Genomic DNA, 20,614 nt, shown 5'->3' on the forward strand with positions numbered 1-20,614 from the left:
CTATCCTGCGCGGAACACGCCATTGGCGCCCCTCAGGGTTTCAAGAATTTTCTGCGGGGACGAGACGCCATAGGGGTCGGTTTCGCAGTTGTCGCAGAAGCCTTCTTCCACGAACCACTGCTCCACCACACCATCGTTGATGAGCGCGGCGTAACGCCAGGAGCGCATGCCGAACCCGACATTGTCCTTGGCCACCAGCATACCCATCTTGCGCGTGAACTCGCCCGATCCGTCCGGGATGAGCTGAACCTTCCGCAGCCCCAAGGCCTTGCCCCAAGCATTCATGACGTAGGCATCGTTGACCGAGACGCAGTAGATCGCCTCAATCCCCTCTTTCTCGAACTCGTCATAGAGCTCCTCAAAATCCGGCACTTGGTAAGTCGAGCAAGTCGGCGTGAAGGCACCAGGCAGCGAAAACAGGATGACGCGCTTGCCCTTGAAATAGTCGTCGGAAGTTTTGTCATCCCAGCGGAACGGATTGGGCCCGCCAATAGATTCGTCGCGAATACGCGTGCGAAAAGTCGCGAAGGGAATCTTCTTGTTCACGGTCATCAAGTATTGCTCCTGTAGAAGGGAAATGGCGCAGTGCTTCTCTGTGGGCCGGACGCAACATCACACTGCCGGCACGGACCAGGCGTTTTGCGGGGCCTGATCCTTGCCGTCTGGACGGCAACGGTCAGGCTTTCGCTCTTCGGCACCCGGCGACGTCGACCTGGGTGGCTTGCGTTCTCTGGCACGCCTTCTACGGCCATGCCGATGGAAGGGATATCGACGAAGAATTGCTCGTCCTCGAGAAAAGCGCGCGAGGGCGCTCACATCAGGATGGCGGTCGAGGGCAAGACAGGGATGTTCATCGCTGTCGACGATGTTTCGACCGGCATCCTCGCCGTGCTCGAGACGGATAATCCCGCCGGCTCCCGAACGGCCGCAGCCCTCCGCGAATATCTGAACTGCCTCACCGTCAGCAACGGTGGTGGCCAGCGTAGCCGCCAAAGGCGCTCGCATATGGGTGTGCCCAGCATTCAAGCCACATCGACATTGCCCGTCGCTCTTCAAGGCTCATCTCCTCGGTCCGTGAAGCGTTCACTCCATCTCCACGCATGGATCGTGCCAAAGGAAAAATCGCTTCTAAAACAAGGTGACGGGGTTCCAAGATGCTTTGTCGCATGTCGGACATCTGACATGCGAAGTCGGTCGCGTGGCTCGCGCAATTTCCGCTTCCGCTGTGGAGTACCTTGTCCGGGTTTCCCGGGATGGCTGAACGGACGTCCCAGTGTCGGGTTTGTCGAATCGACGACGCTCGTGTCGTCCGCGTTCTTGCTGCGCTCCGACTAAACGCACCAGAAATGCCTTCTAGGGCCCTGGTTGTGCCGTTGGCGGCGCAGTTGGCACGGCGTTTGAATCTGCTTGCCAGAGCGGCTGGACGCCGCCGGTAGGCTTTCATGTCGCGAGCGACATCGCGGTCGAGGCAACGAAGCAGGGAAGCAAGAATGTCAGGTCAGTCCCACGAGGGCATTATTTGGAAAAGGGGCGTCACCCGCCGAGCTCGAAGGCCTTATCGCCCTGATCGGCTTCCACACGCAAAGTCATCCGGCGCCGGCCAATGGCCTTCGATCGATCCGGCGGTCAGGTTCGACGAGCACGTCCTTGCCTGTGTCCTCTCCAGAGCGCTCGAGGAGATTGATGCCGGCGAAGCGACCGCGACACAGGCAACCGGCCTTTCGCGTGCCGATCTGCGTGATGTCCTGACGGACCGTTTCCCGCATGTTCCTATCAGTTCCTTCGCCCTGGAAGAGGCGACCGACGTCGATCCTGAGATGGAGGAACACCTCCTGCGCGACCTGCTCCTGGGGCAGGCCCGGCCGGGAGACCCGGCCAGCGCCCGGTTTGCCAAAATCATCGCTCGGCGCGCCATGCGCGATGACCACCTCTGGGAGGATCTTGGCCTTTTCAATCGGGCCGAACTCAGCCGCTTGCTCGCTACACATTTTCCGACACTGGCAGCCGGCAACACCAACAACATGAAATGGAAGAAGTACCTGTACCGCATGCTGTGCCAGGCTGAAGGCTTTTCAATATGCACCGCGCCCAGTTGCCGCCAATGCAGCGATTTCGAAAGCTGTTTTGGCTCCGAGGAAGACGAAAGCTGCCTTGCACGGATCAGGAACGACATCGGCCTGAATTAAGGGCTGCTTCCCTCAGAGATGCGAGGCCGCGCGCGTCACCCGGCAGTGTTGCTGGAAGGAGGCAAGTTCATTGCTTCGCACTTTTTGTCACGGTGCGCTCGAGCCCTCCATACGGCCCCCAAGGAGGCGTCAGATGAAGAAAAATGAAGTTGCGAGCAGTCCGGTCCCGGACCATGTCCCGCCCGAACTGGTAAGGGACTTCAGCCTGTTCACGTCGCCCGGGATGCCCCCCACGGTCAACGGGGATCCTCACGCAGCTGTCGCCTGCGTCCATGCCGGGCCTCCGATCTTTTACGCCCCCCACAACACGCGCGACGGCCGGGGTACCTGGGTCATCACGCGCGCCAGAGACCAGCGCAGAGTGCTGCAGGATACCGAAACCTTTTCCAGCCACCGCAGCATCTTCGCCTCCGCGCTCGGCGAAACCTGGCCGATGATCTCACTCGAACTCGACCCACCGGCGCATTGTGTTTTTCGTTCACTCCTCAACCCACTGTTTTCACCCCAGCGGGTAACAGCGCTCGAACCAGCTGTCCGGGAGCGGGCGATCGCCCTCATCGACAGGATCGCCGCCTCGGGCACAAGCTGCGATGTCATGAAAGATTTCGCCTTCCCTTTCGCGGTCAACATCTTTCTTCGCTTCCTCGGGCTATCGGACCACCGACTCGACATATTTGTCGGCTGGGGGAAGGATCTCCTCCACGGCGAGCCTGTCAAAAGGTCGGCGGCGGCCCAGAAGATTGTCTCTTTCATCGACGATCTTGCAGCCCTGCGGCGCAAGGTACCCGTCGGTGATTTCATGACCTTCGTCGTGCAGGCTAAGGTCGAGGGCCGCCCGCTGACCGACAAGGAAGTCCGCGGCATCGGCGTGCTCGTGTTCGTCGCGGGTCTCGACACGGTCGCAGCAGCGATAGGCTTTGATTTGTCCTATCTTGCGCGCAATCCGAAAGACCAGGAATGGCTGCGGAGCAAACCCGAACGCATCGTACTGGCAGCCGAAGAATTGCTGCGCGCCTTTCCGACCGTGCAGATGCTGCGCGTGGCAACCAAAGACATCGACTTCGAAGGCGCCCCCATCCGCAAGGGGGACTACATTTCCTGCGCCACGATGATTGCCAATCGTGACCCGGCGGAATTCGCATGCCCCGACACGGTCGATCTGGCGCGAGAGGAGAATTCCCACTCCGCCTTTGCCAATGGTCCCCACCGCTGCCTTGGCTCACACCTTGCACGGCGCGAGATTGTCATTGGCCTGGAGGAGTGGCTGGCGCGCATCCCGGCGTTCCGGATCAAGGAAGGCACAGCGCCCATCACCCACGGCGGCCATGTGTTCGGGATCGAAAATCTGATCCTGGACTGGTGCTGACCAGGCCGTCCTAGATCCGCGGGAAAGAACTATGGAGCTAGGGCCATGCGCATCATCGTCGACAAGGCCAAATGCCAGGGGCACGCGCGATGCTGGGCACATGCACCGGACGTCTTCACCCTTGATGACGAGGGCTACATCCTCCCCGGTGACATCAAGGTGGCAATGGGAGACGAACTGCTGGCCGCACGAGGCGCCCGATCCTGCCCCGAACGTGCACTGGAAATCGATGGCACCGCCGGTCCTTGATCGGTGTCCGTCTTTGTCTCGGGGGTGTCGCGGCCTGGCTGCATCGAGCCGCATCAAACGCGCAAAAACCCGGGCGAGGGGCGGTCCACCGTGTCGGTCGAGCGCCGGACAATCGGTGTTGCGCAACTGAAGGCGCGAAAACGCCTCTTGCAATCTTGGAATTTGGAACAAGCAATGGACCATGCAAAAGTTATCGAACTGCTCGACCGGGAGGCCATCCGCGACTGCCTCTATCGGTACTGCCGCGGAATAGACCGGGCCGACGAGGCGGCACTGCGCAGCGCTTACTGGCCAGATGCGCACGACAATCATGGTGCCTATTGCGGCCCGGCCGAGGGGTTCATCCAGGTTGCGCTGGATATCTTCAAGACCCGACCGCGCTACGTCCATCAGGTCACGAACATCCTGATTGATTTCATCAGCCCGGCTGAGGCCGCAGTCGAGAGCTATTTCACCGCTTTGCAACGCGGACCCGACAAGGCCGGCGAAATACGTCAGGAGCTCCTCTGCGGCCGCTATTGCGATCTGTTTCAGAAGCGGGAAGGGGCGTGGCGGATCGCCGGACGGACGGTGGTCTACGACTGGCAGGAGGAGCAGATCCCGCCGGCCGGCTTTGAGCCAGAGCGGTTCGGGCCCCGGCAGCCGGTCGGAGCACCGCATCCAGTCGACCCGGTCTACGCGCTCGCCACGCGCGGCGGCGGGGGCGAAAGATTATGAGCGTGCTGCACTGTCCCAGCCCCTCTTGCGGCGAAAGGCTGTCCCCTCGCCACCATGCTGCGGAGATAATTCCTGACCCAGAGCGGACCTGGTCCACTTGGGAGGGAATTGAACCCCCATCAGAACGCGCTGCTGTTTCGAAACCGGACCTTCCGCCACTTGGCGTCAGGGCGCTACTGGCAGAGCAGGTCATGAACCGCCTGGCAAGACGCATCGTGATCATAACCGGCGCTGCAGGCGGGATCGGCCGTGCCCTGGCCGATACGTTTGCCGCGGATAGAGACGTCGTCGTTGCTGTAGACCTTCCCGGCAGTGGGGTGCTTGAACTGGCCCGCGGTCTCGGCCGCCCGCATCTCGGCCTCGAGTACGATGTCTCGAAAAAAGACGACATTCTTGCGCTTTACCACCGGGTCGAAGCACAGTTCGCGCGCATCGACGTACTCGTCAACAACGCGGGTATCGGGCCCACCGTGAACCCAACTGTCGAGGCCAGTATCGAGTCCTTCCGACGCACCCTGGCGGTAAACCTGGTCGGTCCCTTTGCTATGGCCCGCCAAGCAGCTAGGCGGATGCAACCTGGCGCTGCCATCGTCAACGTCGCCTCGATATCGGGCACAGTCAGCAATCCCAAGCGCAATGCCTACGCTGCGTCGAAAGCGGGCCTGATCTCCTTCACGAAATTTTTGGCGTGCGAGTGGGCTTCGCGCGGCATTCGCGTGACGGCGGTGGCACCGGGCTATGTGCGCACTTCGATGACCGCGGCACTTGAACGTGACGGCAAAGCGGACCTGTCGGCGGTGCGCCGCCGCGTGCCCATGGGACGCATGGGGCGCCCCGACGAGATCGCCCGGGTGATACGATTTCTGGCCAGCCCACAAGCCAGTTACGTGACCGGTTCGGTGCTGACGGTTGATGGTGGTTGGACGTCCTTCAACCAGCCGGGCGATGCACATCCGCCGGTCGATGGGACTCCAGGAGCCGAACTCTCCCGTCCAGCCGAGCAGAGCGGCGGGCGAATCGTGCTTGTCACGGGCGGGGCAAAGGGCATAGGCGCGGCCATTGTCCGCCGCTTTGCCGCGAACGGCGACACCGTCGTGATTGCCGACAGAGACCGCACTGCCGCGACAGAACTCGCTCGATCGCTCGGCAGAACGCATGTGGCGTACCCCCTGGACGTTGCGGTCGAGAGCGAGGTGGTGGCGCTGTTCGATCAATTGAAGGGGCGCTTCGGCCGCTTGGAGGTCCTCGTCAACAGTGCTGTTGCCGGTGATCAACAAATGTCGGCCCAGACCCAAGACGTTCTTGATGTCACTCTCACCGGTGCCTTCACTTGCGCCCGTGAAGCGATCAAGATGATGGGCCCCGGAGGCATGATCCTTAATATCGGACCGATCAACACCTTTCTGCCCTTGGCACCGCGCCACGCCTATGGTGCATCCAAGGCGGGGTTGGAAATCCTGACCCGGTGCATGGCGGCCGAAGTCGGGCCGGGCGGCATTCGGACAGCCACCATCGCTCCTGGCTACATCCGCACGCCTGGCAGCAGCCTCGACCCGAAAGCGATCAGCCGGCGCATCCCGATGGGCAGGATGGGAGAGCCGGAAGAGGTCGCGGACGCAGTGCTGTTCCTCGCTTCGCCAGACGCTTCATACATCAACGGCTCAATCCTGTACGTGGACGGCGGCTTGACCTCGTTCGGTGCTGCATGATTCGCCTGCGAACGCGATCAGGAGACAACCGAGGACGTGGGATGATTGGCCACGCAGCTGGCGGGCTGCGGCTGGTGCACCAAGCCCCGCGGAAGGCGGGTCCGCATTAGGGCCAACCTTCCGGGCGCGGCTGCGATCGCCGAACCGCAAGCGGCTTACCGCAATCGGTGGATCGAGCCATCACCGAGACAGGATCGACACCGCGGCCAACGCCCCGACTCAAGCCCCCGATCACCCATCTCTGTGAACAAGGAACCGTCATGGAATTCGCGACATTTATCCTGGCCGCTCAACGCGGCTATCACCAATCGTCCGGCAGTGTAATCCGCAACGCCATCGAACAGGCGGTGGCATCGGAGCAGGCCCAATTCAAAACCGCCTGGTTCGCCGAACACCACTTCAACAACTACAGCCTGGTTCCGTCGCCGTTGATGATGGTGGCGCACTGCGCCGGCGTGACGAAGACCATTCGGCTTGGCACCGGCGTCTGTGTTCTCCCGCTCTATCAGCCACAGCGCCTGCTCTCTGAGATCGGCTTCGCCGACGTTGTTTCGAACGGCCGCCTCGAGCTTGGAGTCGGCTCGGGCTACCAGCAGTTCGAGTTCGAGCGTTTCGGCGTCGATGTCGATGAGGCGCCGGCTGTATTCTCTGAATATCTGGATATACTTCTCAAGGGTCTCAGCAGGAAGATCTTCGAGCACAATGGCCGATATGAGAAGATACCGCCGACGGCGATCTCGGTACGCACCCTTCAGAAGCCGACCCCGCCGATCTGGATCGCCGCCGGGTCCGAGCGCAGCATGAGCCGGGCGTATCGTGAGGGACACAATCTTTTTGTCACAGCATTCCACAACGGCTTGGAGACTTTGAGCATGTTGCGCGAAGGCATCGAGAACGCGGCCGCGTCCGAGGCTAAGAACGTCGCGCACGCTAGGATATCGCTGCTGCGATGCTGCTATGCCAGCGACGACGCCGCGGAAATCAACAGCTATCTTGACAATGCCCGGTTCCAGCGCCGGCTATCTGAAGCACTGCATCAGCGCCGCCAGCAGAGCCAGGACGGCTACCTGCTGCAGGAAATACCGACGCAGCAGGATCTGTCCTTCGAGACTATGCGCGAGAACTTGCCGATCGGCAGCGTGAATCGGGTAATCGACCGCCTACTGGAAGAGATAGAGATCCTGAAACCGGACCAGATCGCCATTCAGACCCAATTGGGAGATTTCGACCATAACACGATGCTGCGCCAGCTCGATCTCTGGGGGGAAAAGATCATCCCGGCGGTCGACAAATCGCTTCGTCACACCGTGGTTTCAAAGTCGCAACCGCCTGACTCGAATTAGACTGCGTTGGCGTAGCGCTGCTCGCCATGGGAGACCGTCCACGGACGCCGCGATGCGCCAGCATAGCAAGCTGCGGTTTGGTCGGGACATCGTGTTCGAACAGCATCGCTCTTGTCCGACAAAACGCGCCCGCTTTCACCGACATTTGGAGCGGGAAACCAGCTTCAACCTTCGGTGATGGCGCCCGTTCGTCAGGCTGCCGTCAGCAATGACCCTCTATTGAGGCCGTGGTGATCCGCCTGCCAGTCAAAGCTGGCAGGGTGACTTTGATCCCGAATTGACTAGGAGACAGAACATGAAGAGATCCTTCCTGCTGCCTGCCACCGCGATTGGCTTACTCGCTCTGTTCATGACAGCGAAATCGTTTGCGTTGGAACTCAACGACCACTCAGCTCCGGCGCCCATGCCACCTGCGGGATCCAGGCCATGCACGGCACCAAGCGGCGACGGCCAAGATCACGCCCCCGATCCGACCGGTGATCTTGGGATCGGCGAAAGACTCCTCTGCTTCCTACGGCTAGGGACGTGCACCGATCCTCGGTTCTGAGGCTTAGCTCTCTGCCTAAAAATGAAACCGTGCCGTTAGCATCTGCTCCGGTCCACCTGGTCCTGATGGCTGCTGCCTCAGGATGGCGTCAGCCGCGGTGCGTAGGTTCGTCAAATCGACCGACCCACGCCCTGCGGGTCAAGGCCGGCGGGGTGCCTCGGCACAATCTGCCGTCCCAAATTGATCAACGGAGACAGAAATGAAGAGCACCGTTTTGGTGGCAGCGGCCATAATTGGTTTGCTGGCTCTGCTTGTGATAGCAAGATCATTTGTGTCGGTGGCCGATGCGTCGACTCCGGTAGAGATCACGGGTATGGCCCGGCATCCGTCAGCACCTCGCCGATCCGCCTGGTTGGCCGCTCCGTCAGCATGTCGTCAGCCGCGGTCCGTAGGATCCTCAAATCGACCCGCCGGCCACCTGCGGCAGGGCAGGGGGCGACTCGATCTGCCGTCCCCAATTCGATGAACGGAGACAGAAATGAGGCGGATCATTCTTCGGGTGGCGATAGCGCTTGGATTGCTGGTCTTGTTTGTGACAGCGAGAGCATTCGTGTCCCCAGTCGATCACTCGGCGCCGGCAACGGCCACGGCACCGAGCGCCGATCAGAACCATAACGCCACAACCGAAGCAGATGATCGTGCCGTCAAGGACAACTACGATTACATCTGCCTATCGCGATGGTTTTTCTGAGCTCGAGCGAAATCGTCTGCGTCGGAAGCCACGCCCCGCTTCGGTGCCGGGCAGCAGGCGATGACAGCTTTGGATGCCAGGCCTGTGCAGGCATGATCCTGCTAGTGGATGCCGACGACGCCGACCAGTTTAGACACGGACCACTGGCGGCTTTTTGGTAGAGGCGCTCGTCTCACAAAGACCTTTGTAAACGGCGGCATGCACGTGGCCAAGGCCAAGGGCGTGTTCGATTGCGGAGCTGTGCCTGTCTCACCGGCGACATTAACCAATCGACACCTGTGTAGGCTTTGTCGGATCCGCGACATGGGTCTTTGATCAATATGAGTCGTCTTCAAGGAGGATAAACCTCTGGAATTACAACCATAATTTTCCGCTTCAGGTCGGGCCACGCAGGTTGGCACGAGTTTTGATCCCGTTCTTGGGAGCGGCATGATCTGCCGGTCTTTCGCGTATTGGCCCCAATGGATGGAACGAAGGAAGGAAAGCTACATGTCGCGTTTGCGTCAGATCGCATTCTACGGAAAGGGGGGCATCGGGAAATCTACCACCTCCCAAAACACGCTCGCTGCCCTGGTCGACCTCGGGCAGAGGATTCTCATCGTAGGCTGCGATCCTAAGGCCGACTCGACCCGTCTCATCCTTAACGCGAAGGCGCAAGACACCGTGCTCCACCTCGCCGCACAGGAAGGGTCCGTCGAAGATCTCGAACTCCAAGACGTGCTGAAGATCGGTTACAAGGATATCAAGTGTGTCGAATCCGGCGGACCCGAACCGGGCGTCGGTTGCGCAGGACGAGGCGTCATCACTTCCATCAATTTTCTTGAGGAGAACGGCGCCTACGAAGACGTGGACTACGTCTCGTACGACGTGCTTGGTGACGTTGTTTGCGGCGGCTTCGCAATGCCTATCCGCGAGAATAAGGCACAGGAAATTTACATCGTCATGTCCGGTGAGATGATGGCGCTCTACGCTGCCAACAACATCGCCAAGGGTATTTTGAAATATGCCCATTCGGGCGGCGTGCGTCTAGGCGGGCTGATCTGCAACGAGCGCCAGACGGACCGCGAACTCGATCTGGCTGAGGCTCTCTCGAAAAAGCTGAATTCCAAGCTCATCCACTTCGTGCCGCGCGACAACATCGTCCAGCACGCGGAACTCCGCAAAATGACGGTGATCCAATATGCGCCAGACTCCAAGCAGGCTGGGGAATACCGCGCGCTTGCCGAGAAGATCCACGCCAATGGCGGTCAAGGCACCGTGCCGACTCCCATCACCATGGAAGAGCTGGAAGACATGCTGCTCGATTTCGGCATCATGAAGACGGAGGAGCAGATGCTTGCCGAGCTTGCGGCAAAGGAAGCCCCCGCGCCTGCGGCCGCTCAATAGTCCCGCCCAGGGCGCCGGACATCCCGGCGCCTCCACCGAACGGCGTCTACCAGGCGCCAGACGAAGAACCTCAAAAAGGGCAGCTTTATGAGCCTTGACTCCCAAACTGACGGCGCCTTGCACACCAAGCTTATTGAGGACGTGCTATCGCGATATCCAGACAAGACGGCAAAGCGGCGCAAGAAACACTTGGGCGTCGCTACGCGCATCCAAGAGATTGCCGGAGAAGCCGAGCCTCTCTCTGAATGCGACGTCAAATCCAACATCAAGTCCATTCCCGGTGTGATGACGATCCGGGGCTGTGCCTATGCCGGTTCCAAAGGCGTCGTGTGGGGGCCGGTGAAGGACATGGTCCACATCTCGCATGGGCCCGTGGGGTGTGGGCAATATTCCTGGTCGCAGCGCCGCAACTACTATGTCGGCACCACCAGCATCGACAGCTTCGTGACGATGCAGTTCACCTCAGACTTTCAGGAAAAGGATATCGTCTTCGGCGGCGATAAGAAGCTGGAAAAGATCATCGACGAGATCGAAGAGCTTTTCCCGCTGAACAAGGGCATTAGCATCCAGTCGGAATGCCCGATCGGGTTGATCGGAGACGACATCGAGGCCGTCTCGCGCAAGAAGGCCAAGCAGCACGAAAAGACCATCGTGCCGGTGCGCTGCGAGGGATTCCGCGGGGTCTCGCAGTCGCTCGGCCATCACATTGCCAATGACGCAATCCGCGACTGGGTCTTTGAGAAGAAGGACGTTGAGTTCGAGCCAGGTCCTTACGATGTCAACGTCATCGGCGACTACAATATTGGCGGTGATGCCTGGGCCTCGCGTATCCTGCTCGAGGAGATGGGCCTGCGCGTGGTCGGGAACTGGTCGGGTGACGCTACGCTCGCCGAAATCGAGCGCGCGCCGAAAGCCAAGCTCAACCTCATCCATTGCTATCGATCGATGAACTATATCTGCCGACACATGGAAGAAAAATATGGCATCCCCTGGATCGAGTACAATTTCTTCGGACCCTCCCAGATCGAATCCTCGATGCGCACCATCGCCAAGCATTTCGGGCCGGGGATCCAGCAGAAAACCGAGTACGTGATTGCCAAATACCGACCGCTAGTGGATGCGGTTATCGACAAGTATTGGCCGCGCCTGGAGGGCAGGACGGTCATGCTCTACGTCGGTGGCCTGCGCCCTCGGCACGTGATCTCCGCCTACGAAGACCTTGGCATGGAGATCGTCGGCACAGGCTACGAATTCGGGCACAACGACGACTATCAGCGCACCGGTCATTACGTGCAAGAGGGCACGCTGATCTATGATGATGTGACCGGTTACGAACTGGAGAAGTTCATCGAGGGGATCCGTCCCGATCTGGTTGGCTCCGGCATCAAGGAAAAGTACCCGGTCCAGAAGATGGGAATACCATTCCGCCAAATGCACTCCTGGGACTATTCCGGTCCCTATCATGGATATGACGGCTTCGCCATCTTCGCCCGCGACATGGACTTGGCCATCAACAACCCGGTCTGGGACCTCTACGACGCGCCCTGGAAGAACAAACCCGCGGCTGCGGCCATCGCAGCCGAATAAAACCTTGCTTCCCATCGCCTGCTCGGCCTCGAGCACCTGCGGTCCTTGATCCGCAGGAGACCCGAAAATCATGACGTCCCTGTGCCGCCGGATGGCGCCGCCAGATCAAAGAGGTACTCCATGCCGCAGTCGGCCGAAAAAGTTCTCGATCACGCTCCTCTGTTCCGGGAGACGGAATACCGAAAGATGCTGGCGGCAAAGAAGCTGAATTTCGAATGTCCGCATCCGGACCAGATCGTCACCGACCAAAGCGAATTCACCAAAACCTGGGAATATCGGGACAAAAACCTCGCTCGCGAAGCGCTTGTCGTGAATCCGGCCAAGGCCTGCCAGCCACTTGGCGCGGTGTTCGCCGCCGCGGGCTTCGAACGCACCATGTCGTTCGTCCACGGCAGCCAGGGATGCGTGGCCTACTACCGTTCGCACCTGTCACGCCACTTCAAGGAGCCAGCGTCGGCGGTCTCGTCCTCCATGACCGAAGACGCAGCGGTGTTTGGCGGCCTGAAGAACATGATCGACGGGCTCGCCAACACCTACAAGCTCTACGAGCCGAAGATGATCGCCGTCTCTACCACCTGCATGGCAGAGGTGATCGGCGACGATCTCCATTCGTTCATCGAAAACGCCAGGCAGGAAGGCTCAGTCCCGCAGGACTTCGAAGTGCCTTACGCACACACCCCAGCCTTCGTCGGCAGCCATATCGACGGCTATGATGTAATGGTCAAAGGTGTATTGGAAAACTTCTGGAAGGGGAAGCAACGCTCCGAAGTCGCCAACACCGTAAACATCATCCCCGGCTTCGACGGCTTCTGCGTCGGCAACAATCGCGAGCTTAAGCGTCTGCTGGATCTGATGGGTGTGTCCTACACATTCATCCAGGACGCCTCCGACCAGTATGACACGCCATCGGACGGCGAATTTCGCATGTATGACGGCGGCACCAAGATCGAGGACGTGAAAACGGCTCTCAACGCCGAGGCAACCCTGTCGTTGCAACACTACAACACCCGCAAGACGCTGGAATATTGCCAGGAGGTCGGGCAGACAACGGCCTCCTTCCATTATCCCATCGGTGTCGAGGCCACCGACGAGCTCCTGATGAGGGTGTCGGAAATATCCGGCAAGGAAATCCCGGAGGCGATCCGCCTCGAACGTGGCCGCCTGGTTGATGCCATGGCCGACAGCCAGTCATGGCTGCACGGGAAGAAATACGCCATCTATGGTGACCCCGACTTCGTCCACGCTATGGCCCGCTTTGTCATGGAGACAGGCGGCGAGCCGACCCACTGCTTGGCTACCAACGGCACCAGTGCCTGGGAAGCTGAGATGAAGAAGCTGCTCGCAGCCTCCTCCTTTGGCAAGGACGCCCAGGTCTGGGCGAGCAAGGATCTATGGGCGATGCGCTCTCTGCTCTTTACAGAACCGGTGGACCTGCTGATCGGCAATTCTTACGGCAAGTATCTGGAACGTGACACGGGCACGCCGCTGATCCGACTAATGTTCCCCATCTTCGACCGTCATCATCACCACCGTTTCCCGCTCATAGGCTATCAGGGTGGGCTGCGCGTGCTCACCACGATCCTCGATAAGATCTTCGACAAGCTCGACCGAGAGACGATCGAGACGGGCGTCACCGACTATTCCTTCGACTTGACCCGCTAAAGCAGCGGCCACCCATTAGGGTGGCCGCTATTCCGGACGGACTTTGGAGACCGGCGCAAATGTTCTTGCCCAATGCCAAACTGCGGGATGTCTTCAACGAACCCGCTTGCGAGAAGAATCAGGGCAAGGATGCCAAAACGCGCAAAGTGGGCTGTTCCAAGCCGCTGACGCCAGGGGCTGCAGCCGGAGGCTGCGCTTTCGACGGTGCCAAGATTGCGTTGCAACCCGTCACCGACGTCGCGCATGTGATCCACGCGCCGCTCGCCTGCGAGGGCAACTCCTGGGACAATCGGGGCGCGATATCATCCGGGTCGGCCCTGTGGCGCACAAGCTTCACGACCGATCTCACCGAACTCGACATCGTGATGGGGCAGGGCGAGCGCAAGCTTTTCAAGACCATTCGCGAAATCAGCCAAGCTTATGCGCCAGCGGCGATCTTCGTCTATTCCACCTGCGTGACCGCGCTGATCGGCGATGACATCGAGGCCGTCTGCAAACATGCGGCGGCAAAGTTCGGCTTGCCGGTGGTGCCGATCAATGCGCCGGGCTTCGTCGGCTCTAAAAATCTCGGCAACAAACTCGCCGGCGAGGCTTTGCTCGACCACGTCATCGGTACCGCAGAGCCCGATGATGCAGGCCCTTGCGATATCAACATCATCGGCGAGTTCAATCTCTCTGGAGAGTTCTGGCAGGTAAAGCCACTCCTTCATCGACTCGGCATTCGCGTGCGCGCCTGCATTCCGGGCGATGCACGCTACGTCGATATCGCCTGTGCGCACCGCGCCCGGGCAGCGATGGTCGTATGCTCGACCGCTCTCATCAGTCTCGCCCGCAAGATGGAGGAGCGTTGGGACATCCCGTTCTTCGAGGGTTCCTTCTACGGCATCACCGCCACCTCGCAAGCACTGCGCAAAATCGCTGATCTGCTCGTCAGAAAGGGGGCCGATCCGGCGCTCGTCGACCGCACCGAGGCGCTGATTGCACAGGAGGAGGCGCTTGCTTGGAAGAAGCTCGTCGCCTACCGCCCCAGGCTCGAAGGCAAGCGCGTGCTGCTCAACACCGGCGGTGTCAAGTCCTGGTCGCTCGTCGATGCGCTCATGGAGATCGGCATCGAGATCGTCGGAACCTCGGTCAAGAAATCGACAGTTGAAGACAAGGAGCGCATCAGACAGACGCTAAAGGAAGAGAACCAGATCTTCGAGTCCGTGGCGCCGCGCGAGCTTTACGTCATGCTCTCACANGGCCAGGCCGACATCATGCTGTCGGGCGGGCGCACGCAATTCGTCGCGCTCAAGGCAAAGACACCCTGGCTCGACATCAATCAGGAGCGTCACCACCCCTATGCGGGCTACGACGGCATGGTTGAGCTCATACGCCAGATCGACCTCGCCATTCACAACCCGATCTGGTCCCAGGTGCGCGAGCCGGCACCGTGGGATAGCTGTCCTGCTGTTGAGGATGAGCTCACGAGCACAACCAGCGCCAGCACGACGAGCCGCGCTCCTGAGAAATTTGCTCACACCACGGCGAAGGCCGTCGGCCAGGGTTGAGCAAAGCGATGGCCAGCATTCTTCCCCAGACCAAATCGGCTGCGGTCAATCCGCTAAAGTCGTCACAGCCGCTGGGTGCTGCGTTCGCCTTTCTCGGAGTCGATGGCGCGCTTCCGCTGTTCCACGGCAGCCAAGGCTGCACCAGCTTCGCTTTGGTGCTCTTCGTGCGGCATTTCAAGGAAGCGGTCCCCCTCCAAACAACGGCGATGGACGAATTGGCGACAATCCTCGGCGGCGCCGAGCATCTCGAAGAGGCGATCCTTGACCTCAAGACCCGCACCCAGCCAAAGCTGATCGGGGTCTGCACCACGGCGCTCATAGAAACGCGTGGCGAAGATTTCGCAGGCCACATTGCCAGCATCAAGCGCGATCGCGCGCAAGAGCTCGCGGGTACGCAGATCATTCTGGCCAACACGCCGGATTTCGACGGCGCCATCGAAGAGGGCTGGGCCAAGGCCGTCACCGCGATGATCGAGGGCCTCACACGGCCCGGCGAGCAGGTGCGGAAGTCCAAGAAGATCGCGATCCTGCCCGGCTGGAACCTCACCGTGGCCGACATCGAGTACTTGCGCGAGATGGTGGAAAGCTTCGGCCTCGAGCCGGTGATCCTGCCGGACGTCTCCGGCTCGCTCGATGGTACGGTGCCGGATCGCTGGATTCCCACCACCTATGGCGGCGCCAGCGTCGAGGACATTCGCCAGCTTGGCACAGCGGCGCACTGCATTGCCATTGGCGAGCACATGCGCTGCTCGGCGGACGCGCTGCGGCGGCTGACGGGAGTGCCTTACATACTGTTTCACTCCCTTACTGGATTGGAGGCCGTCGATCGGCTTGTCTCGCTTCTCTCGTGGATTTCGGGCGCGGCGGTACCGGCCAAGATACGCCGTCGTCGGGCTCAATTGCAGGATGCCCTGCTCGACGGACATTTCCATTTCGGCGGCAAGAAAATTGCGATCGCTGCCGAACCAGACCAGCTCTACCAACTGACGACCTTTTTCGCTGGTATGGGCGCCGAAATCGCGGCGGCGGTGACTACGGGCGATAGGTCACAGATTCTCGAGAAAATTCCCGCGCAATCGGTCCAGGTCGGCGATCTCGGAGATCTGGAAACCCTTGCTGCAGGCACTGACCTTCTTGTCACCCATTCCCACGGGCGCCAGGCTGCAGAGCGCCTCGGCATTCCGCTCATGCGCATTGGCTTCCCGATATTCGATCGCCTCGGCAGCCAGCACAAGCCCACAATCCTCTATCAGGGGACGCGCGACCTGATCTTCGAGGTCGCCAACATCTTCCAGGCTAATCTGCATGCGCCGAGCCCTGAGACCCTTGATCCATTCCGAAACCGAGAAATCACAGATGACCTCGCTTCGTCGCCTCTCGCTCGTCACTGACGAGGCCCACGCATCGCCGCCCGAAAGGCAAGCCGGGGCACTGCGTGTGGCGATCGCCACGCAAGACCTGAAGGAGCTTAACGCCCATTTCGGATCGGCAAAACGCTTTGCCGTCTACGACGTGACGCGCGCCGAGTGGAATTTCGTGGAAGCAGTGGCGTTCGATGACGTTTCCGACGAAAGACGAACGCATCGAACCGAGGGCGATGACCGCATCGGCCCAAAAGTGCTGGCGTTGAAAGGCTGCCATCTCTTGTTTTGTCTGGCGATCGGCGGGCCCGCCGCAGCCAGGCTCGTTGCAGCAAAAATCCATCCGATCAAAGTGCAGCACCCCGAACCTATCGCTAGCGTCCTGTCGCGAACCCAGGAGATGCTCAGGAAGGCTCCTCCGCCGTGGCTGCGCAAGGTGTTGGCGGACGCGGGCGTTCCCCGAAAGAAACCGTCGTTCAAGGATGATGAAGATTGAAACGAGGAGATGCGCAATGACTGATGCGGCGGTCATCCCTGCTGTCAAAGAGGACGAGGCGGCGCTTGCCACGCCTTTCGTCAAGTGCCTCGTGCGGCTGGTTCGCGCACAGGACTCTTACGGCTCATGGGAAGGCAAACCGGACGCGGAGCTGCTGGCCGATTTCATTGTCAGCAAGGAAAAGCGTCGTGAAATCCCAATCATCGACGATCCGGATCCAGACGTGCTGTGGAGACTCGACATTTACTACGCCGCTGTCGGGCTTGCGATCGAGGAGCGCTCCTGCCTGATGGCATCGCCCATGATGAAAATTAGCCACGAGGGCTTTGGGCGCGTGATTCTCACCGCGGGGCGATTGGTGGTTTTGTCGAGGACGCTGCGCGACGTCCACCGGTTCGGCTTCGAGACGTTTCGGAAGCTTGCTGAGGCCGGTACGAAACTGGTCGATGATGCAATCTCGGCTATCGAAATCTATCCCGACGCGGCCCGGGCGTGATGCAACGCTCAGACCTTGCCGGAACTGGGACGAGTGTGCTGCAGGTCGCTCATCTGTGCCAACCCAAGCGAGACCACAAACTGGCCGGCTACGCTCCCGATGAGCAGGGCGGCAGACATGAACCAATACGGCGCCACCGCCCATTGTCCCACCTGCTGGGCAGGTGCGGCTTCGAACGGGCGCACGTACAGGACTTGGAAAGAAGCATTCAATTGACTTTTAAAACCGTGCTGTGTGTGATGGAGGTTGAGCACTCCGATCAGGACGTCAGAACCGCCGCCGACTTGTGTGTCGAGGTTGGCGCACGTCTGTCCGTCCTGATCATCAAATTTGCTAGGCGTCGCCCGATCCGCCCAGGCGTCTGGCCTGAGCACACAGCAGACGTGGTCAGACTGGAAAGACGAATTCGCGAAATCGATACCGTTTCACAGGATAACGCCAGACTGGAAAAACGGCCCAGGGAAATCAAGACACTGCTGGAAGCCAAGGGGGCTCCCTGTGAGGTGGACACCGACTATTGCGACCAGGCCTGTGTCGGTGACGTGGTGCGGCAGCGGGCGCTCTACGCAGACTTGACAGTCATCGGACCCTCACTCCTCAACGATGACGAGCTCGGACCACTTGCTATTGACGCCAGTCTGGTGAAATCGGGAAAGCCGGTGCTTGTGGTTCCGTACGGCGCCAAGGCCTCTCTGCGGCCGCGGCGCATGCTGATCGGCTGGGATTCGCGAGCGGAGACGTGGCGTGTGGTTCGGGCAGCGCTGCATCTGCTATCCGGTGCAGAGGAAGTTCGTGTCGCACTGGTCGATCAGGAGGCAACCGGGAACGGCAACGACGCCGGGCAGCGAATGTACATTGCGACCTACCTCGCCCGACACAATATACGGGCAGCTATCGACTGGCTGCCGAGCGCCGGCCGGTCGCTGACCACAACCCTCACGCAGCATGCGATCGACACGTCCGCCGACATGGTCGTTATGGGCGCTTGTGGCCAGAGGCCGCTGCGTGCGCGGATCTTCGGCGGTGTGACCAGATGGATAGCTGAGCAGCCGCCATTGCCGCTGTTTGTGGCGCGCTGAAGATCGAGGGGGTTATCGTACGAAGTAGTTGAGCCTCGCCGAAACGGTTCGGCTGGAGGCCAGCCGAAGAGTCACCGCCAGCGAGCGCCCAGTGCAACCGGTTCGGAGAGGAAATATGTCGGACCTTGAGGATCTCCAAAAGAAAATCCGCAGGCTCCAGTCGCGCGCGGGAACCGCGAAGATGGACTTGCACGATCTTGCCGAGGACCTCCCGGTCGGCTGGCGCAAGATAAAGGCCGCCGCCGAGAAAACGTTCGACGTTTTTGCCGAGTGGGACGCTGCAAAGACAGAACTCGCTGCCCTGGAGAAATCAAGATGACCAGCCCGTTCGTTACCCGCGACGGCTCCAGATGGATGCCCGACTATCTGACCGCTATCGACGGCGCGACGTGCATCGGCTGCGGCCGCTGCTTCAAGGTCTGCTCTCGCGAAGTCATGCACCTTTACGGCGTCGATGACGGGGGTGAAATCCTCGGCATTTGTGACGACGAGGACGACTTCGAAGGCGAGCTCAATCGCATGATCATGGTCGTCGATCATGCCGGCCGCTGCATCGGCTGCGGAGCCTGCGCCCGCGTCTGTCCGAAGAACTGCCAGACCCATGTTGCGGCCGAACCCCCGCAGCATGACTGACGAGGCAGGAGGCGTCAGTGCCCCTCAGGATGTTTTGTCACATCATGGCGTTGGTCCTGCCCACCAACGCTCTCATGGTATACCTCGTCTCGCGTTCCCTCCGAGCGGTAATGGTCAAGACTCTGGGTTGTGCGCTGGTTCTCCAGGCAGGCTATTTCGCAAGTGTGCTCTTTCTCATCTGGCGGTCTGGCCGTCTTGCGAGCGCTGCACAAAGGACTAAGCAATGCGATGGCGACCGGGACGTTCGGCGCCAGTCGCCAACCTGCCGTGAGGACGAGGGATGAAACCTCGGACGTCGCAGCACCGCGTGCGCCTCACCTCGTTTCACCGGCCAATGAGATGAAATCAACGACGGGTTCTCTTTCGATGTCGAGCGGCGCAACTGACCCGAAAACGAATTTGGAAGGACTTGTGGATAGCTCAATCATGCACCGCCGGAGAAAACATGCTGGAAAAATTCGAACGCCACCCGCTCACCTTTGGCCCAACCCCGATCGAGAAGCTCGACCGACTCGGCCAACATCTGGGGGGAAAGGTGGACATCTACGCCAAACGCGAGGACTGCAACTCAGGTCTCGCATTTGGCGGAAACAAGCTCCGCAAGCTCGAATACATCATCCCTGACGCGATCGCGTCAAATGCCGACACGCTTGTCTCTATCGGCGGTGTTCAGTCCAACCACACACGCATGGTCGCTGCGGTCGCCGCCAAGATCGGCATGAAATGTCTCCTGGTTCAGGAGAGCTGGGTGCCGCATGAGGATGTCGTCTACGACCGAGTCGGCAATATTCTCTTGAGCCGTATCATGGGAGCAGAGGTGCGGCTGGTCGACCAGGGCTTTGACATCGGTATCCGCCGCAGTTGGGAAGAGGCACTCGATGAAGTCAAGGCAAGGGGCGGCAGACCCTATGCGATACCGGCCGGGGGCTCCGTTCACAAATATGGCGGCCTTGGCTACGTCAGGTTCGCGGATGAGGTGCGCGCCCAAGAGAAGCAGCTCGGGCTTGCCTTCGACTATATCGTCGCATGCACAGTCACCGGCTCGACACAAGCCGGCATGATCGTCGGCTTTGCTCAAGACGGCCGACAGCACAACGTGCTCGGCATCGATGCCTCCGCAACCCCCGAGCAGACAAGCGCGCAGGTGCTAGCAATTGCCAATGATACGGCGAAGCTCGTTGAGCTTGGCACGGAATTCACCGAGGATGACGTGGTGCTGCTCAAGGAGTACGCATACCCGCATTATGGCATCCCGTCGGAGGAAACAAAGCAAGCCATCCGTTTGAGTGCCCGCCTCGAGGGTATGATTACAGATCCCGTCTACGAGGGCAAATCGATGCAAGGGATGATTGACCTCGTCCAGAAAGGCTTCTTTCCAGAGGGTTCGAATGTCCTCTACGTCCATCTGGGCGGGGCTCCGGCAATCAACGGGTACGGCTATACGTTTCGCAACGGCTGAGATTTGCACTCATTACCCGCAATCCGGCTCGTATGCTTGGCGATAGGTGAATTGCATTTCCCGCGGGCAAGAGCGCTCCTGCGCTACGCTCGCGGCG

General features: G+C 60.2%; 20 protein-coding genes. 19 read left to right on the forward strand and 1 reads right to left on the reverse strand.

The features are described 5' to 3' along the window. On the reverse strand, positions 1 to 552 hold the full coding sequence (locus tag M653_RS0119735) for a peroxiredoxin (protein ID WP_027144879.1): 552 nt from the start codon (positions 550 to 552) through the stop codon (positions 1 to 3). Positions 553 to 1,490: 938 nt separating this feature from the next. Between M653_RS0119735 and M653_RS0119740 the strand changes: the two genes are divergently transcribed. The 19 genes from M653_RS0119740 (at position 1,491) to M653_RS0119830 (ending at position 20,517) form a co-directional block, all read left to right on the forward strand. After that, positions 1,491 to 2,186 carry a nitrogen fixation protein NifQ gene (locus M653_RS0119740; RefSeq protein WP_027144880.1) on the forward strand — a complete coding sequence of 232 codons (696 nt, stop codon included), beginning with the start codon at positions 1,491 to 1,493 and terminating at the stop codon, positions 2,184 to 2,186. Positions 2,187 to 2,319: 133 nt separating this feature from the next. After that, positions 2,320 to 3,552 (forward strand): cytochrome P450, encoded by a 1,233-nt coding sequence (locus M653_RS0119745; protein WP_027144881.1) that lies wholly within the window; start codon positions 2,320 to 2,322, stop codon positions 3,550 to 3,552. Between the two features lie 45 nt (positions 3,553 to 3,597). Next, on the forward strand, positions 3,598 to 3,801 hold the full coding sequence (locus tag M653_RS0119750) for a ferredoxin (protein ID WP_027144882.1): 204 nt from the start codon (positions 3,598 to 3,600) through the stop codon (positions 3,799 to 3,801). A 174-nt stretch (positions 3,802 to 3,975) separates the two neighbouring features. Continuing rightward, on the forward strand, positions 3,976 to 4,518 hold the full coding sequence (locus M653_RS0119755; protein WP_027144883.1) for a nuclear transport factor 2 family protein: 543 nt from the start codon (positions 3,976 to 3,978) through the stop codon (positions 4,516 to 4,518). Between the two features lie 191 nt (positions 4,519 to 4,709). Further along, entirely contained in the window at positions 4,710 to 6,227 is a 1,518-nt protein-coding gene (locus M653_RS0119760; RefSeq protein WP_027144884.1) for an SDR family oxidoreductase, read from the forward strand. 260 nt (positions 6,228 to 6,487) lie between these two features. Then, on the forward strand, positions 6,488 to 7,570 hold the full coding sequence (locus tag M653_RS01000000133085; protein ID WP_051442750.1) for an LLM class flavin-dependent oxidoreductase: 1,083 nt from the start codon (positions 6,488 to 6,490) through the stop codon (positions 7,568 to 7,570). A 1,025-nt stretch (positions 7,571 to 8,595) separates the two neighbouring features. Continuing rightward, positions 8,596 to 8,808: a hypothetical protein gene (locus M653_RS0119770; protein ID WP_027144885.1), complete on the forward strand. Its 213-nt coding sequence runs from the start codon at positions 8,596 to 8,598 to the stop codon at positions 8,806 to 8,808. Between the two features lie 489 nt (positions 8,809 to 9,297). After that, on the forward strand, positions 9,298 to 10,194 hold the full coding sequence (nifH, locus tag M653_RS0119775) for a nitrogenase iron protein (RefSeq protein ID WP_027144886.1): 897 nt from the start codon (positions 9,298 to 9,300) through the stop codon (positions 10,192 to 10,194). Between the two features lie 87 nt (positions 10,195 to 10,281). Next, the gene (nifD, locus tag M653_RS0119780) at positions 10,282 to 11,781 is read left to right on the forward strand and encodes a nitrogenase molybdenum-iron protein alpha chain (RefSeq protein ID WP_027144887.1); all 1,500 of its coding nucleotides are present in this window, start codon (positions 10,282 to 10,284) and stop codon (positions 11,779 to 11,781) included. 120 nt (positions 11,782 to 11,901) lie between these two features. Beyond that, on the forward strand, positions 11,902 to 13,443 hold the full coding sequence (nifK, locus tag M653_RS0119785) for a nitrogenase molybdenum-iron protein subunit beta (protein ID WP_027144888.1): 1,542 nt from the start codon (positions 11,902 to 11,904) through the stop codon (positions 13,441 to 13,443). 59 nt (positions 13,444 to 13,502) lie between these two features. Further along, positions 13,503 to 14,993, forward strand: coding sequence for a nitrogenase iron-molybdenum cofactor biosynthesis protein NifE (nifE, locus tag M653_RS0119790; protein WP_027144889.1), 1,491 nt, complete (start codon positions 13,503 to 13,505; stop codon positions 14,991 to 14,993). A gap of 8 nt (positions 14,994 to 15,001) precedes the next feature. Further along, positions 15,002 to 16,384: a nitrogenase iron-molybdenum cofactor biosynthesis protein NifN gene (gene nifN / locus M653_RS0119795; protein ID WP_027144890.1), complete on the forward strand. Its 1,383-nt coding sequence runs from the start codon at positions 15,002 to 15,004 to the stop codon at positions 16,382 to 16,384. Then, entirely contained in the window at positions 16,350 to 16,850 is a 501-nt protein-coding gene (nifX, locus tag M653_RS0119800) for a nitrogen fixation protein NifX (RefSeq protein ID WP_027144891.1), read from the forward strand. Before nifN ends, nifX begins: the two co-directional genes overlap by 35 nt. A 16-nt stretch (positions 16,851 to 16,866) precedes the next feature. Continuing rightward, positions 16,867 to 17,346, forward strand: a complete 480-nt coding sequence (locus M653_RS0119805; RefSeq protein WP_027144892.1) for a NifX-associated nitrogen fixation protein — start codon at positions 16,867 to 16,869, stop codon at positions 17,344 to 17,346. A 212-nt stretch (positions 17,347 to 17,558) separates the two neighbouring features. After that, complete coding sequence (locus M653_RS0119815) at positions 17,559 to 18,425, forward strand: universal stress protein (RefSeq protein WP_027144894.1); 867 nt, start codon at positions 17,559 to 17,561, stop codon at positions 18,423 to 18,425. A 115-nt stretch (positions 18,426 to 18,540) separates the two neighbouring features. Continuing rightward, entirely contained in the window at positions 18,541 to 18,744 is a 204-nt protein-coding gene (locus M653_RS0119820; protein ID WP_027144895.1) for a CCE_0567 family metalloprotein, read from the forward strand. Continuing rightward, positions 18,741 to 19,058: a ferredoxin III, nif-specific gene (gene fdxB, locus M653_RS0119825; protein WP_027144896.1), complete on the forward strand. Its 318-nt coding sequence runs from the start codon at positions 18,741 to 18,743 to the stop codon at positions 19,056 to 19,058. Before M653_RS0119820 ends, fdxB begins: the two co-directional genes overlap by 4 nt. 74 nt (positions 19,059 to 19,132) lie before the next feature. Then, positions 19,133 to 19,342, forward strand: coding sequence for an exopolysaccharide production repressor protein (locus M653_RS01000000133090; RefSeq protein ID WP_280940111.1), 210 nt, complete (start codon positions 19,133 to 19,135; stop codon positions 19,340 to 19,342). Positions 19,343 to 19,503: 161 nt separating this feature from the next. Next, complete coding sequence (locus tag M653_RS0119830) at positions 19,504 to 20,517, forward strand: 1-aminocyclopropane-1-carboxylate deaminase (protein WP_027144897.1); 1,014 nt, start codon at positions 19,504 to 19,506, stop codon at positions 20,515 to 20,517. Positions 20,518 to 20,614 lie beyond the last annotated feature (97 nt).

Origin of the sequence: Mesorhizobium sp. WSM3626, assembly GCF_000513935.1 — a bacterium.
Lineage (GTDB): Bacteria > Pseudomonadota > Alphaproteobacteria > Rhizobiales > Rhizobiaceae > Mesorhizobium > Mesorhizobium salmacidum.